The organism is Actinocrispum wychmicini (assembly GCF_004345645.1).
Lineage (GTDB): Bacteria > Actinomycetota > Actinomycetes > Mycobacteriales > Pseudonocardiaceae > Kibdelosporangium > Kibdelosporangium wychmicini.
The window spans coordinates 130,087-144,854 of the sequence record NZ_SLWS01000002.1 but is presented as its reverse complement, the minus strand read 5'-3'; the positions used below and the strand labels follow the sequence as shown (position 1 = coordinate 144,854).

9 protein-coding genes and 1 pseudogene are annotated in these 14,768 nt (G+C 65.0%); 8 read left to right on the top strand and 2 right to left on the bottom strand.

What is annotated here, in order from left to right; all coding sequences use genetic code 11:
- The first annotated feature begins 57 nt into the window (after positions 1-57).
- From EV192_RS09285 to EV192_RS09260, 3 genes are all read left to right on the top strand, one after another.
- Complete coding sequence (locus EV192_RS09285) at positions 58-4,623, top strand: NucA/NucB deoxyribonuclease domain-containing protein (protein ID WP_132113430.1); 4,566 nt, start codon at positions 58-60, stop codon at positions 4,621-4,623.
- A gap of 1,035 nt (positions 4,624-5,658) precedes the next feature.
- Positions 5,659-7,386, top strand: coding sequence for a 3'-5' exonuclease (locus tag EV192_RS09270; RefSeq protein WP_132113428.1), 1,728 nt, complete (start codon positions 5,659-5,661; stop codon positions 7,384-7,386).
- A 1,574-nt stretch (positions 7,387-8,960) separates the two neighbouring features.
- On the top strand, positions 8,961-9,320 hold the full coding sequence (locus EV192_RS09260) for a transposase (protein WP_243726821.1): 360 nt from the start codon (positions 8,961-8,963) through the stop codon (positions 9,318-9,320).
- 53 nt (positions 9,321-9,373) lie between these two features.
- Here EV192_RS09260 and EV192_RS09255 read toward each other — a convergent pair whose 3' ends face one another.
- Positions 9,374-10,468, bottom strand: coding sequence for a hypothetical protein (locus EV192_RS09255; protein ID WP_132113426.1), 1,095 nt, complete (start codon positions 10,466-10,468; stop codon positions 9,374-9,376).
- A gap of 165 nt (positions 10,469-10,633) precedes the next feature.
- On the opposite strand from EV192_RS09255, the pseudogene EV192_RS57315 reads away from it, so the two are divergent.
- From EV192_RS57315 to EV192_RS54625, 4 genes and pseudogenes are all read left to right on the top strand, one after another.
- Positions 10,634-10,711, top strand: a pseudogene (locus tag EV192_RS57315) (DUF6444 domain-containing protein); the annotation flags it as partial.
- A gap of 517 nt (positions 10,712-11,228) precedes the next feature.
- The gene (locus tag EV192_RS09245; RefSeq protein WP_279493018.1) at positions 11,229-11,483 is read left to right on the top strand and encodes an ATP-binding protein; all 255 of its coding nucleotides are present in this window, start codon (positions 11,229-11,231) and stop codon (positions 11,481-11,483) included.
- A gap of 71 nt (positions 11,484-11,554) precedes the next feature.
- The gene (locus tag EV192_RS09240; protein ID WP_132113424.1) at positions 11,555-11,863 is read left to right on the top strand and encodes a hypothetical protein; all 309 of its coding nucleotides are present in this window, start codon (positions 11,555-11,557) and stop codon (positions 11,861-11,863) included.
- 11 nt (positions 11,864-11,874) lie between these two features.
- A complete protein-coding gene (locus tag EV192_RS54625; RefSeq protein ID WP_207925950.1) occupies positions 11,875-12,303 on the top strand; it encodes a tyrosine-type recombinase/integrase in 429 nt (142 codons plus the stop codon).
- Between the two features lie 385 nt (positions 12,304-12,688).
- On the opposite strand, the gene EV192_RS09230 is transcribed toward EV192_RS54625, so the two are convergent.
- On the bottom strand, positions 12,689-13,024 hold the full coding sequence (locus EV192_RS09230; RefSeq protein WP_132113422.1) for a ferrous iron transport protein A: 336 nt from the start codon (positions 13,022-13,024) through the stop codon (positions 12,689-12,691).
- 235 nt (positions 13,025-13,259) lie between these two features.
- Here EV192_RS09230 and EV192_RS09225 point away from each other — a divergent pair, with 235 nt between their 5' ends.
- A complete protein-coding gene (locus EV192_RS09225; RefSeq protein WP_132113420.1) occupies positions 13,260-14,684 on the top strand; it encodes a pyridoxal phosphate-dependent decarboxylase family protein in 1,425 nt (474 codons plus the stop codon).
- Positions 14,685-14,768: the final 84 nt, after the last annotated feature.

Genomic DNA, 14,768 nt, shown 5'->3' with positions numbered 1-14,768 from the left:
CAGTGCCAGCCGCGTGACGTCGGCAGCTCAAGCTCAGAGACCTGCGAGGTGATTGTGATGGCACGAGGCTTATCCGGAAGGACGGCGCTGGCGGTCGTCTTAGCGGTGGTCGTCGCCGCCGCGATCCCAGCGGGCGCGGCGCTCGCGGCCCCCGCGCCGCCTGGCGCCGAGCCGGCCGTCGCGCTCCCGGATCCGCCGGATCCTGCTGTGGTCGCACCGGATCAGCGGGACAAGGTGCTGGGCAGTGGATGGCGGCAATCGGCCGACCGGGCCTGGACCACCTCGGGGGACTCGAACGGTTTGCATGTGCTGGTGGCCGACGCCCGCGAGGGGTATGCCTGGCGGACGGCGGCCACCCTGTCTGAGCCTGGGTTTGACACCGATCTGTGGATCGGCAATGCCTGTGTGACCGGTTCGGGGGAAAAGCTGGTCGTCGCGTACGCGCCGCGCGCCTTCACCAACCGGGAGGACACGTTTGGCCTTGGCGGCTTCAGCGCGGTAGTGGACCTGGGCAGCGGAGCGGTGACTAAGCTGCCGACTCAGTCCACTTTGGCCTACTACAGTCCTGCGTGCGGGGCGGGGGAGACCGCTCTGCTCACCCAGTCAGCTGGGGCCGAGGCGACCAGGCTGATCGCGGTGGACACGGCCACCGGCGCGCTGGCGGCGCCGATCACGGTGGCCGGACAGGTGACCTCGGCCGTGCCGGTCTCCGGTGGCGGCATTGTGGCCGCCGACCGGAGCGGACTGGTGCGGGTGGACAAGTCCGGACGGCGCACGGTTCTCGCTCATACCAGTGGCATCCCGTTCCACCTCGTCGCTGACGCCGAGGGCGCAGTGTCGTTCATGGACAGTGACAAGGGGACGGCGCATATCCGGCGGGCGAAGCCAGATGGGACTGTCGCCGCGCTCGCCCATGGGAAACTCGCGGAGGTCGGGCTGGTGTCCGGTGGAGCCGGGAAGGCTTACCTGACCGGGGTGTTCGAGCAGGACGGCCCACTGCCAACCTCGGTGCGCGCGCTGTCGGCCCCGAAGCAGGCACAGGTGTCCACTAGGGGTGAGGCGGTGCTCACCAGCGTCGAGTGGTCTGGGCAGCAGGATCCGCGCGTCCCAGGGGCAGCAACCGCGCGGACGCGGGCGGTGAGCGTGAGCATGGCGGTGCCCGCATCGGGGCAGCAGGTGAGCTTCACCGTGGATCCAGCGGCGAGGGGCGCCGATCGCAGCGGGTCCGGGCGCGCGCTGAGGCCGGCTGCGCCGGCGCAGCGCCGCGCGGTGGATGGCGGTTCGTCGAGCGACCCGGTGGAAGCGGAGCGAACCTGCGCGGTTCCCCGCAATGATCCGGCCAATCAGGTGATGCAGCCCAAGCCGAGGCAGGTCGAGTGGGCGGTGGACCAAGCCGTGCGCGACGTGCTCACCGTTGACCGGCCGGCGAACTGGAAGAGCCTTGGCATGCCGGAGTACACCCCGCAGGGCCTGTTCCCGTCGGTCCCGCTGGACGGCGGCGGGCATATCCCGGCGCAGGTCATGCTGGGCGTGGCGGCGCAGGAGTCCAATCTGTGGCAGGCGTCCCAGCACGCTCTGCCCGGATCCACCGGTAATCCGCTGATCGGCAACTTCTACGGCCGCAGCGGGAACCCCGGCGAGCAGTGGGTGGTCAACTGGGCCAAGGCGGATTGCGGCTACGGCGTCACCCAGATGACCGACGGCATGCGGCTGGCCGGCCAGGAGGCTCCCGGTGGCAGCCCGGCCCTGCCGTACCAGACTCAGCGCGCGGTGGCGCTGGACTTCGCGGCGAACGTCGCCGCCGGGGTGCAGAAGCTTGAGCAGAAGTGGAACGAGACCCGGCGGGCCGGCCTGACGGTCAACGACGGCGACTCCTCGAAGCTGGAGAACTGGTTCTTCGCGCTGTGGGCCTACAACTCCGGCTTCCACCCGGCCGACCAGGCTGCCCTGAACGACGGAGCCTGGGGTGTCGGCTGGGCGAACAACCCGGCGAACCCGCATTTCCCGGCCAATCGGGATCCGTTCCTGGACAAGACCTACGCCGACGCGAAGACCCCGCAGTTCTGGCCCTACCCGGAGAAGGTGCTGGGGTGGGCCGGGCATCCCGTGCAGGTGCCCGAGTCGCCGGGCAACTTGGTGGTCGGGTTCCGCGCGGCCTGGTGGCCGGGGGACCCGGTGTCGGCGCCGCTCAACCGCAGCCAGGTCAAGCCCCCGAACAACGTGTTCTGCGACAGCAGCAACTCCTGTGTGTACGGCGACAACTCGCATGTGCCGAATGCCCCCGATGTCACCGGTGAGCCGGCCGGGCCCTGCGCGCACCAGAACGCGGCCGGCCAGTACGACTTGAAGTGCTGGTACCACCAGCCGGCCACCTGGAAGAAGAACTGCCCGGCCACCTGCGGCAACGAACTGCTGCGCTTCAGCCCCGGATACGCCTACCAGGACGACGGGGACTCCTACCCGCCAGACTGTGACCGGAACGCCCTGCCCTCGAACGCGATCATTGTGGACGAGGTGCCCGACACCGCCCCGGTGGTGCGAGCCGGCTGTCCGCGCACCTGGGCCAGCCAGGGGACGTTCAGCCTTGACTTCGCCTCCGACGCCTCGGGCCATTACCCAGCCAAGGTCGACTTCCATCAGCTTGGGGCTGGTTTTGGCGGCCATTTCTGGTTTGCGCACACCCGCGCGAACAATCAGCAGGGCGACGTCCTGAGGACGACCGGAACCTGGCGGCCAGGAGTGCTGAACGGCTGGACCCGGATCATGGTGCACATCCCGGATATCGGGGCGTGGACGCGGCAGGCCGACTACGTGATCAACCTGGGTGACGGCAGGACTCGGCACCGTGTGGTGAACCAGGCCTGGCACAAGAACATCTGGGTGGACCTCGGCGTGTTCCCGCTGGCCGGTGCGGCCAGCGTATCACTGAGCACCGTTACCCCCGACGGGACCGGAGACGACGACGTCGCCTGGAACGCGGCCGCGTTCGTCCCCACCACGAGGCCGTCCGCGCAGTACGTGGCGATGGGCGACTCGTACTCCTCCGGCGAGGGGGTCGGCCCCTTCGATCCCAACAGCGACTACAAGCAGGACAACGGAAACGTCGACGCCTGCCATCGGTCAAGGGCTGGCGCCTACCCTAGGCAGGTGGTCCTTCCGGGGCACAGCAAGCCCATCGCGGCGGAGGCTGCGGACGGCACCACGTCCTTCGCCTTCATCGCCTGCTCCGGAGCGACCACTGTGGACGTCACCAGCGACTCGGTGGACAGTCCGCCGACCGCCGACGACCAGGCCGGCCATACCGACTGGGGCACACCGCGCCAGCTGTACCACGAGGTGGCCCAGGTGGATCAGGGTTACCTCGACGAGGACACCACCCTGGTGACCATCTCCGTCGGCGGCAACGACGCCCGGTTCTCCGACGTGCTCAAGGGATGCGTGCTGACCACCAATCTCTGCAACGCCTCGGACTACAAGATCACCAGACAGAACGGCGTCGTTGATCCGGCCCCTCTGCGGGACTACGAGAAGGACCTGATCACGCAGAGCCTCGGCGACCACCTCGCCCGCACCTACCGGGCCATCCACGCCAAGGCGCCCAACGCCCAGATCCTGGTGCTGGGATACCCACAGCTGTTCGAGGACTACCCCACCGGGGGCTGCGGCGGGCTGCCGATCGAGGCAGTGGGCCTGTTGAACACCTTCTCCGGTTTCCTCACCACCACCATCGGCAACGCCGTGGCCGGCCAGCGCGCGGCGGGCGTGAACATCTCCTTGGTGGACCCCACCCCGGCCTGGCGATTCGGCGAGCACTGGGCGTGCAACGCGCTTGGCGGCGACGGCAATTCCTGGACCAACGCGCTGGTGAACTGGTCGGAAAGCGGTAGCGGGCGCGATGTTCCCGGCAAGGGCAGCTTCCACCCCAAGGCCATCGGCCACACCCACCTCGCCGAGTTGGTCAACGCGGCTCTGGCCGGAAGCAGCACAGTCGCCACCGTGCAGCAGCGAATCCTGGACTACGTGGCGACCCGCTCCGCCGACGGATGGCAGATCACCAATGCCCAGGCCGCCGAGGCGGCGCAGGCGTGCCTGGCGCTGACCGCCAGGGCCGGGCTGGTCGGGGACCCATGCATGCACGACCCGATCATGCTGCCCACCATCACCGACGCCGCGGGCGCCGCCCGCAACGACTATTCCGCGCTGGTGGACAGAAACCCGTCCTGGGTCCAGCTCGGCTACATCAGCAACGCCGAGAAGGGAAAGGTCCTGGCCCGGGACTGGATGAACCGGCAGAAATACAGCCAGACCAAGTGCCCATCGCCGCGCGTGCCGGCCGGCTATGAGTGCGACGAGTTCCCCTTCTACAGCAGCAATCAGGGCGGCGCGTGGGCCTTCGACTACGGCCCGGACTCGCCCATGTCCACCAGGCTGGAGATGATCCCCAAAGACGAGAATGGCACCGAGGGCAGACTGCTTGGCTTGATGTACCGCAAATGCGGCATGACCAGCGGGACGATCGACGCCAGCGCCTCGCCGATCATGACGAATGAAGGCAGCCCATTTCTGACCATCCCGCTCGTGAACGACTCGGTCAGCCTCCCCAACACGTTCTACGTCTGCTGACCTGCTGGCCATCCCAGCAGGTTGAGGCCCGGCCAGTGTGCCGGGGTGGCGGCCCTGGGGCGTCGGCGGCCAGTCCGATGCCCCAGGCTGGGCCGACCGGGCTCGCCTCGACCAGCCCCAAGGCTGTCGAGTCGGCGTTCCACTTCCACAGTTGGTGCCCATCGGGATTGACGGCGGACTCGTAGGAGGCACGGTCGCCGCGAACGTATCCGCGGGCTGGCCGGATCCCGTTGCTATTGGGTTGCATGCCGTAGCGCCGCTGATGTTGCTAGTCATGGTCGAAGCAGGCCGCACTGTGATGCTGAGGCGTGTTGTGGCGGCGGATGGCGCAATGGCAGGTCAATAGCTACCGCGCGGCCTTGGACAACGAAGCTCAGCTTCGAAGCACTCACACCATGCTTCGCGTCCACTTCGGTCGTCACTGGAAGCGCAAGGCGCCAGCAGATCTGCTGTGGATGCTTGACATCCCTCGTTCGCTGAGGAGGCACATTCCCGTCCGTATGCCATGATCAGGGACGATGAGGCGGTGACGGCCACACCTGCGCCACAGGACATTGCGACTACCTGCGGGTTTCTGGGCTCGCCTCCGTCCGTGATGGATGATCACTTGAGAGCGGCGATGAAGATCAATGACCGTCACTGGACTCAGCGAAAACGCCCAGTTTCAGCGGAAACTCTCCGCAAGTATGTCCGTGTCAGTTCATCCCAGGCCCGCAAGCTTGTGGGGTTCCAGAACTCTGAGCTGTAGCTTGACCTGCGGCGATCCGGGCTTCGACGCTGAGGCATGAGCGTGAGCTTGCGACTGGTGTACCTGATCTTCGTTCGTCTCGGTGGATGGCTTGTCCTGCTCGGCCGTTCGTCGGCGTCCAAGGATGTGGAGTTACTGGTGCTGCGGCATGAGGTTGCTGTGCTGCGCCGCACGAATCCACATCCACGACTGGACTGGGCCGATCGCGCAATACTGGCCGCGTTGGTCCGGCGACTGCCCGCCCTGTTGCGCGGATATCGGTTGGTCACGCCGGGCACGATTCTGCAATGGCATCGTCGCTGCGGATGTACGTCACCGCGGACGAGATCACGCCGGACTCCGCGCCCCAGGACATGATCCGAGCCGAGTTGTGCCAGGCCGTCGCGATGATCGACCTGTTGGGAGAGCGGTGGTTTGAACCGGCGGACCTGTCGTCGCCACAACTGTCCACACTGGTCCAGCAGGTGCTGTCGGCCATCGCCCAGCATCAGGGGGCGCACGCGGCCGAACTGTTCCGCGCCCTGTGTCTGTCCGGGCCGTTCCAGCGCGTCGACCAGCGGATGTTCGGTCAGTTGCTGCGTGACCTGGGAAACGCACGGCTGATCCAGCAGGAACCGGACGGTCTTCTCCTGCTGGGGGCGGTGGGCGAACGGATCGTGAACCACTTCGGGTTCTACGCCGCGTTCCTGAGTGGCGCGGAGTACCGCCTGGTCAACGGCCCACGGTCACTCGGTGTCCTGCCGGTGCTGTTCCCGGTGCCCCTGGGTGCGCTGCTGATCTTCGCCGGTCGGCGGTGGCGGGTGGTCGGTGTGGACGACCAGGCGAAAGTGATCGAGGTCGAACCGGCCCGAGGTGGCCGAGCTCCGAGGTTCGTCGGCGGGGCAGCGGCGATCCATGACGAGGTCCGCCGACGGATGCGTAAGTGGTACGAGTCCGACACCGTGCCCGCGTACTTGGACGATGGTGCACGTCGACTGCTCCAGGAGGGCCGCGTGGAGTACAGGCGGTTGCGGCTCGGTCAAGATCCGGCCGTGGCCAACGGGAGCGACACCGTGGTGTTTCCCTGGCTGGGGGACCGGGTGCTGAACACACTCGCGGTGTGGCTCACCCGGTCAGGTTTTGACACGGCCCGGGACGGCGTGGCGCTGACGGTGTCAGACTGCACGCCCGCTCAACTGCGCCATGCGTTCCAGGAGATGCTGCTGGCCGATGGTACGACCGCGGCAGACCTGGCGGGATCTGTCCCCAACAAGGCGGTGGAGAAGTACGACGAGTACCTCGGCGAAGCGCTCCGGACATCCGCGTACGCGAGTGCCCGTCTTGACATGGTGGGTGCCCGCGACTCGCTCACCGAGATGCTGGGCCGGATGCCGGAGTACGACCCCGACCCCAGCACCGGGCTTGTCGTTCACGCACCGCCGATGGACATCCGCGTGGTGCCTTTCGCGGTCGTCGACCTGGAAACGACCGGTTTCGCCGCCCGTGGGAAGGACAGAATCCTGGAGGTCGCGGTCGTCCGGCTGAGTCCGGACGGCGCACCCGTCGCGGAGTGGAGCACGCTCATCGATCCTGGCAGACCTGTTGGGGCGCAGTCCGTACACGGCATCAGCTCGGCGGACGTGCAGGGTGCGCCAAAGTTCGGCGACATCGCCGAGACACTCGCCAGCCACCTTGAGGGCGCGATCATCGTGGCCCACAACGCACCGTTCGACGTCGCGTTCCTGGCGGCGGAGTTCGCTCGTGCGGGGATGTCGTTGCCGGGTGTCGGGACACTCTGCACGATGAAGCTGGACCAGGCCATCCACAACGACGGCAGACGAACTCTCCAGCGATGTTTGACCTCCGCCGACATCCACCTCGCAGACACGCATCAAGCGCATCGAGCCCTGCCCGACGCCAGGGCCACCGCCCGGCTACTCGGCCACTATCTGCGGACACAACGGATCCGTGTCCACGACACGACGTTGTCAATCAAGGTATTCGTAGATCGTGGGGCGGGCTTCATCTCTCCTTGACCAGCTTGTCGTAACCGACAGTGATCGTTGGTCAACCCGTGATCGCCCTTACCGTGTCCCGAACATCAGCGTTCTTGTCCTAGGAGGTGTCTCGTGCCTGACCCCTTCACGCTGACCGCCGTGCGCGCCACTGTCCTTCCCCATCTGGTGAAGTTTATGTTCGAACAAGCGGGGAAAGTCATCGAAAGGCGCAGATCCACAGCCTCAGCCGACACTCCCGCGAAGAACCAACGACAAGGAATCACGCGAGCTTGCTGAGCTGCAGCAGTCTGCTCAGGCTGTGTCCGTATCGACACGGTGACTGGACACCAGGATGGTGTGGGAGATGATGCCGCACTGACGGGGTGTGCAGGTGTGTCTGTCCAATCGGCCACGTATCGGCGCGGAGGCAACGGGTTCGGCATTCGGCGACGTGTCTGAAGGCTCTGCCCAGCTTGAGGCGGCGGTGAGGCTTAACGAACGTCACTGGGCCCAGCGAAGTCGTCCGGTGTAGGCCGAGACGTTGCGAAAGCACCTGCGTGTGGGTGCTGTGCAGGTACGAAGGTTGGCGGCGGCGGTCCGTGCGATGGACCGAGCAGCGTGTTGCGCTTGTCGAGTGACATCCGAGTGGTGCATTCCTCGGGCGTCTGTGTGCGTTTCGAGCCCGTGAGTTGGCCAGAACCACCGGTAAGGAACAGCATCACACCCTTGTGCGCGTTGATGTTGCCAGCCGCTGCGACCTGCAGTGTCGACGAACCCGGCGCCCTACCCAGACGATCGAGCGGCGTACTCAGCGTCAAGTAGGTGAATCCAGGCTGTCCCGCGTAGGGACGCGGAATCGGTCAACGCGGGACGTACCTCATCTTGCGCCGCGCTCGCAGCGAACCGCGCCTACAGACGGTTGTCACCGCTGCGACAACTGCCGCGGCGAGGGTCCGCTTGCGCCGCTCATGTCCGTTGTGGCTGTGGGGTTTCAAAACGGTGCGCTGCGTCCTTGACCTGCGATGTTCGCAGTGATCGGCGGGCAGGGCATGATCGTCGGACATGTGGTTACGACTGGTGTACTTGATCCTGCTGCGGGTCGGTGGATGGCTTGTCCTGCTCGGCCGGTCCTCGGCGTCCAAGGACGTGGAGTTGCTGGTGCTGCGGCACGAGGTCGCTGTGCTGCGCCGCACGAATCCACGCCTGCGGTTGATCTGGGCGGATCGCGCGATGTTTGCCGCATTAGCGCGGCACCTGCCCGGCTTGCTGCGCCGCCACCGGTTAGTCACACCAGGCACGCTCCTGCGGTGGCATCGCCGCCTCGTCGCCACGAAGTGGACCTACCCCCACCGAACAGGTCGGCCTCCGGCCGACCGGAGCACGGTCGCGTTGATCGAACGGATGGCGCGTGAGAACACCAACTGGGGATACCGCAGGATCGAAGGCGAGCTACTCAAGCTCGGCCATCGCGTGTCCACGTCGACTGTGCGGTCACGCTCAACCGGATCTACGTGTTCTTCGTGCTCGAAGTCTCCACTCGCGACGTCCACATCCTCGGCACCACCACCCATCCGGACGGGCCGTGGACCACGCAACAGGCCCGCAACCTGCTGATGGATCTGGGTGACCGGGCCGGCCAGTTCACGGCCGCGTTTGACGTCGTGTTCGCCAGCGTTGGCATCGAGGTGGTGACGATTCCACCGGCCTGTCCGCGAGCGAACTGTTATGCCGAGAGATTCATCGGCACAGTCCGGCGTGACGTCACCGATCGACTATTGATCTTCGGCGAGCGTCACCTACACGCTGTGTTGGTAAGGTACATCGCTCACTACAACCAACGCCGTCCTCATCGAGCTCTGCAACTCGTCTCGCCGCGACCCGATCGGCCGAGCCCAAGCGAGAGGCACTCGCAGGTCCACCGCCGACAGATCCTCGGCGGCTTGATCAACGAGTACGAACCCGCAGTGGCTTAGCCTCAGGCCAAAGGGACAGGCCGACTTGTGAAACCCCACACGGTTATAGTCTTCTATTGTTGCCGGAACCGTGAGTTCCGCAGTTGATCTATTACCCTAAGACTTGCTGTCCCGAGTCCTGTCGGACCACAAGGGATGCCGATATTTGAAGGATTGCTACTTTCCTGCCCTTCGGCCTTCGTATCGCTTTGGGCAACCCTGTACCTTGGTGAGAATCCTTCCCAAGTTTTCGTCGCGTCGGCGCATATTTTGAAGTTTTCGTAGGCTGCTACACAGGACGGGTCGTCTTCGGTTGCCAGTAGTTCCCCTAGCGTAGTTATCAAGTGAACATAATTGTCGTCGATCATGGCGGCATGCTCTTCATCAGTGAGTCCGTGTGCGGCTATCTCATTCCACTCGCGGGAGCCTGATTCCTTTTCGAGCGAATGCCTATCGTTGACCATCACCGTGTCAAGCTCCAGGTGGTACACATAGTTGTGCAGTTTCAAGGCGCCAAACTTCTCGGGCGGCAGCTTGCGAATTGACCATAGGGTATAATGTACAAGAATAATACCCATGGTCTTACTTTTGACTCTACTGTACAGAAGCCAACTATTTTTTACCTTGCCTTGTAGTAGGTTTGCTGAACAATATTCTCGAAACAGATCCATAAATTCACCGTAGGCCTCAGGGAGTTCGCTCTTAATTTGCTCGGTGAATTCGTGCACTACCGGATCCGCCTCGCTGTCGTCGATCAATCCTTCGAGGTTAATTTGCAACCGATGGTCATCGACGTAGAAAATCAACAACATGCAATGGTTTAGGGTGGCCAGCGTACTGAAATCCCGGATCTCCGGAAAAGCAACGACAGTGAGATACGTCTGATCCTTTATGTGCTTCGGGTTGAGGTGTCGAACGAAAGGGAATCTGCGATACCACTCGTAAAATTCGTCAAGAAAGTCCAGGTCCTCCGGCGGAACATAGCGCAACGCTTCCGTGCTGATCGGCGGAGCCACTTTCCCGCACACCCTACTGGCGTGCCAGAACGCCGTCATCCATTGCTTGTGAGATTCCAGGTTATGTCCGGAGATCTCGATGCCGATCCGCTTCGGTTCGGGGCGCGGGGTTGCGGTTTGATGAGGATCATCTATAGCCTTGCGTCTGGACATGATTCCAATCCTCGCTACGTTGTTAGGGTATATCTGGCTGAAGCAGTTGTTTGGCGGAGCTGATTGGACCTGCGGCGACGCCAGGGCCATGCTTGCCTGTCTGAAGCTGCATCCGACCTTTTCCCGTCCGTCTCACCTTGACCAGGACGGAGCAGTCGGGCCGAGGTTGCCGAACTAGAGCGCCGATTGGGGATGAACTCGATGAATTCGTCGAAGCCGCCGTCTTTAACAACAACGCCGTAAACGGGCAATCCGGATGGTCAAACTCCGCCAGAAGGTATCCGGATGCGACAGAACCCTTACCGGAGCCCGCCGGTTCACCGCGATCCGCTCCTCCCTCGCCATCGCAGCCAAGCACGGAATCACCCTCTTCCAACTGATCGAAGGCAAGCCCTGACCACCCGTCACGTAATGACCTGAGCAATCACCAGCTCGATTTTTGGGGTAGATGATAGGAGTGTCTATCCGTCGGAAGAATGAAAGATCGGTTCTAACGGGTGACTGTCACCAACGGAGCTTCGCTTCATCTCGTGGACCTGAAGCGCTGTGTCAACGTCGTCCGAAAATTGGTTATGGCACGGTTTGCGTGATCGACCCCGGCGGCCGGGAGACAACCGGATAGTTGATCATGGACCGAGTGTGTTGATCTTGACTTGGTCCGCGTTCTCTGGCCGCACCTGACCGGTGTCCAAGGCCAGGCCGTCTCGGCGACCGGTCATACGGTCCGCATTGACGCCATGACGAGCCCGGCACCGGCCGCATGCCCTGGGCCGAGTCGTGGTCGCATGAGGAGTTCCTGGCGGCGTGTCTGCAACGGGAGGTCGCCGGCCGCGAGTCCCATGGCGGTGAGGGACGCATCCGTGCCGCCCGGTTCCCGGTGCGGAAGTCGTTGTGGGAGTTCGATTTCGACCACCAACGCTCGCTGAAACGGGAGACGGTCACCCACCTCGGAACACTGGATTTCGTGGCTGGGAAAGAGAACGTGGTGTTCCTCATAGTTCCGCTGGTGGGCTGACGCTCTCAAGGCCGGGGCACTACCGATCCTGGCTGGTGCGGCACGGCTACACACCACAGACCACCAGGAACATGCTCAAGGACCTGGGGCAAGTCGGCCTGTGGCTGTCACAGACCAGGTTGCGGATCAATGAGCTGAGCGAGAAACGACTTGCGGAGTTCCTGGCCGTCCGCCGTGGCGTCCGGCGCCGCGTTCCCGGAATACGCGGGATGGCGCCGCTGCTGACCTTTCTCCGCGAGACCGGGGCGGTCTCCCCGCCGCAGCCCGCGCCGACGCCGATGACGACCCTGCTGGAACAATTTCGATCCTGGATGGAAAGGAACGCGGCCTGGCAGCGGCCACGATACCGCGCTATGAGAACACCGCCCGTCGCTTCCTGACCGAACAGGCGATGACCGGCACAGACTTCACCCCCGGCACGGCTGAGTGGGGCGGAGGCTGGCGCCTGGCCACGGTGCCGCCGACCATGGCCGACGTCCAACTGCTGCTAGATCACTGCCCGCGTGACACCGCCGTCGGTGTCCGCGACCACGCGATCCTGACGGTGGTCGCGCGGCTGGGCCTACGCTCGATCGAGGTGGCCCGACTGGAGTTGGGTGACATGCACTGGCGGGCCGGGGAGATCGTCGTGCGCGGCAAGGGACGTCGCGAAGATCGCCTTCCGCTGCCCGCCGAGGTCGGTGACGACTCCCTGGCCGGCATGGAGGCCGCAGGGCTCCGAGGCACTGGCCGCGATGCGCCGTGTCGTCAGCCCGCTGCTCGACACCAACGACGCCGACCCCGCGACCTCCGGGCGCGAGCAGCACAGCGAACTGGTTGAACGCTTCACGGCCACGGCCCCACAGTGCACCTCCAGTTGCCCGCCAACGAGCCAACACGCCCACTGTCCGAACGGGAGACCGAATACGGGCGTCGACCGAACTGTCCACAATGGGAATGGCGTCCACGCGGCATTGCAGGACTGTCGCCCAGGATGCGTCGGTCAGTGTCAGTGTGAGGTTGGCGGTGCGCCGTATCTCGCCGGTCCCTGTGCCGACTTCGAGGATGTGCTGCCCGGGGTGGAGCGGTGAGGTGTTATGCCGACGTTGGCATAAGTCGTCTTATATGGAACTCGTTGTTATGCCGCTATGCGGGGATACGGCGGGCCAGTGCGGTGGGTTGGTGCGAGGGGTTCGGCATAAGCCGGACGCGCTGAGGGCAGGTATTCACTCGGGCCGGAGGTAGCGGGCCCAGATCTGAGCCATGCGATACGGACCGTCCCCGCTGCTGTCGTACTGGGGAGCGTCAAACTGCACCCAGCACTTCAGCTCGCCGCTGTTTGCCTGGGGGTGGTCGACAGGCTCGGGAGCGCCGAGGGTGTCGATCGTGGCGGAGAACTCCTGCTGCCAGGGTCCGTCCCAGTGCGGGTCGCGGATGACTGTGACTCGGCTGCCGGGGGCGAGGGCTTCAGTCGGCCATTGCGTGGGAAGTGGCTGGCCAGTGACGTGCTCAATCGCCTGTCGGTCTCGTTCTCTGTGTGGCGTGGACTCCGAGTCGGTCATGTGGCTATGGTCCCGTGTCCAAGATCGCCTGTCATCCCGGATTCGACCGTCGTCGCATGGCCGGTAAGCGGCTCGGCCGCGTGGCGCGAGGTCCACCTATCGTGGGATGTGCGGCTGGTGATGGGTTCACGATCAGGTGGTATCCGCCGTGCGGTGGCGGCGGTTGGCGGCAAGGTTGATCTCCTGTATCTAGGGTCGGCTGGTGCACGTCACTCATCACCCGGTCGAAGGCCCTATGGCTGTCGAGCCATCCGATTTCCGGCGAGAGCTTCTCCGCGCGGCGAACTGGGTCGCCGACTATCTCGATGCCGTGCCCAGCAACCCGGTGGCCCGCCCGCTACCCACGCGTCATCGCCGCCGGCTGTCCGCGTCCCCGTTGCGGGACAACGGGCGTCCCCTGGCGGAGTTCCTCGACTTCGTCGACACCGATGTGGCCCCGTACCCTGGAGGGAATGGGCACCCGGCCTTCTTCGCCTGGATCACCACGCCCCCGGCCCCGATCGGGATCATCGCCGATCTGATCGGCTGTGCCCTCAACGCCAGTTGTGGCTACGGGGAGAACGCGCTGGTGGACATGGAGCGAGGTGCCGTGCGTGCCCTGGCCGAGCTGGCCGGTCTGCCCGCGGGCACTGGCGGGGTGCTGACCAGCGGGGGTTCCATGGCCAACCTGCTGTGTCTGGCCGCGGCGCGAACCTGGTTCTTGACAGCACGGGCCGCGACCGACGGCGACGCCTATGACCACGCGCACGCCCGTCTGGTGTGCTACCAGTCCACCGAGACCCACATGAGCGTCGGCAAAGCCGCCCGCACCATCGGGTTGCCACCGTCACGAATCCGGAACATCCCGGTCACCGCCGACCTACGCATGGACACCGACAGGCTGCGGGCCGCTGTCGAGGCCGACCGTGCCGCCGGGCTGCTGCCGTTCTGTGTGGTGTCCACTCTCGGGACGGTCGGCACCGGCGCGGTCGACCCGGTGGCGGAGGTCACCCGGTTGTGCCGGGAACACGGCATGTGGCACCACGGCGACGGCGCCTACGGCGGCCTAGGTGCCGTACACCCCGATCTGGCAGCCCACTACGGCGGGATGGCGGAACTCGATTCGTTGACCGTGGACCCCCACAAGACGCTGAATGTCCCCATCTCCTGTGGTGCGGCGTTGGTCGCCAACGCCGACAGCCTGCGTGCGGCGTTCTCGACTCAGGCGTCCTATTTGGACGGTAATGACGAATGGCCGTGGCTGTCGGAGTACACCCTGGAGCTGACTCGGCCCAGCGGGCGGGCGCTGAGCGTATGGGCCGTGCTGCACCAGCTCGGCAGACAGGGCGTGGTCGACCTGCTCGACCACTACCTACGCCACGCCCGGCTGTTGCGGGAGTTGATCAGCGAGCACCCTGACCTTCACCTGGTCACGGGCGGCCCTTGGGCGATCACCTGTTTCCGCTACTTGCCCCAGAACTTCACCGGGGACGCCGACGTACTGACTGCCCACATCGCCCAGCAGCTACAGGCCCGCGGCAAGGCGTTCCTGGCCACCGTGCGAGTTCACGGCAACCTGACGCTCCGCGCGTCGGTGTGCGGGCACCGCACCACCAAGGCCGACATCGAAACCCTCCTCGCCGAGGTACTCCATGTGGGCAGCCACCTGACCATGAGCTGACGGGTGGAGCCGCGACGTCGAGCCTGGGGCTTGTTGGCGCTATGGCAAGGGTTTGCGTCAGACCCGGGGTGGTTCGGTAGTGGT

Coding starts and splice junctions, on each gene's coding strand:
- EV192_RS09285 (WP_132113430.1), top strand. CDS start 58: ATGGCACGAGGCTTATCCGGAAGGACGGCGCTGGCGGTCGTCTTAGCG.
- EV192_RS09270 (WP_132113428.1), top strand. CDS start 5,659: ATGGCATCGTCGCTGCGGATGTACGTCACCGCGGACGAGATCACGCCG.
- EV192_RS09260 (WP_243726821.1), top strand. CDS start 8,961: ATGGATCTGGGTGACCGGGCCGGCCAGTTCACGGCCGCGTTTGACGTC.
- EV192_RS09255 (WP_132113426.1), bottom strand. CDS start 10,468: ATGTCCAGACGCAAGGCTATAGATGATCCTCATCAAACCGCAACCCCG.
- EV192_RS09245 (WP_279493018.1), top strand. CDS start 11,229: ATGCCCTGGGCCGAGTCGTGGTCGCATGAGGAGTTCCTGGCGGCGTGT.
- EV192_RS09240 (WP_132113424.1), top strand. CDS start 11,555: ATGCTCAAGGACCTGGGGCAAGTCGGCCTGTGGCTGTCACAGACCAGG.
- EV192_RS54625 (WP_207925950.1), top strand. CDS start 11,875: ATGACCGGCACAGACTTCACCCCCGGCACGGCTGAGTGGGGCGGAGGC.
- EV192_RS09230 (WP_132113422.1), bottom strand. CDS start 13,024: ATGACCGACTCGGAGTCCACGCCACACAGAGAACGAGACCGACAGGCG.
- EV192_RS09225 (WP_132113420.1), top strand. CDS start 13,260: ATGGCTGTCGAGCCATCCGATTTCCGGCGAGAGCTTCTCCGCGCGGCG.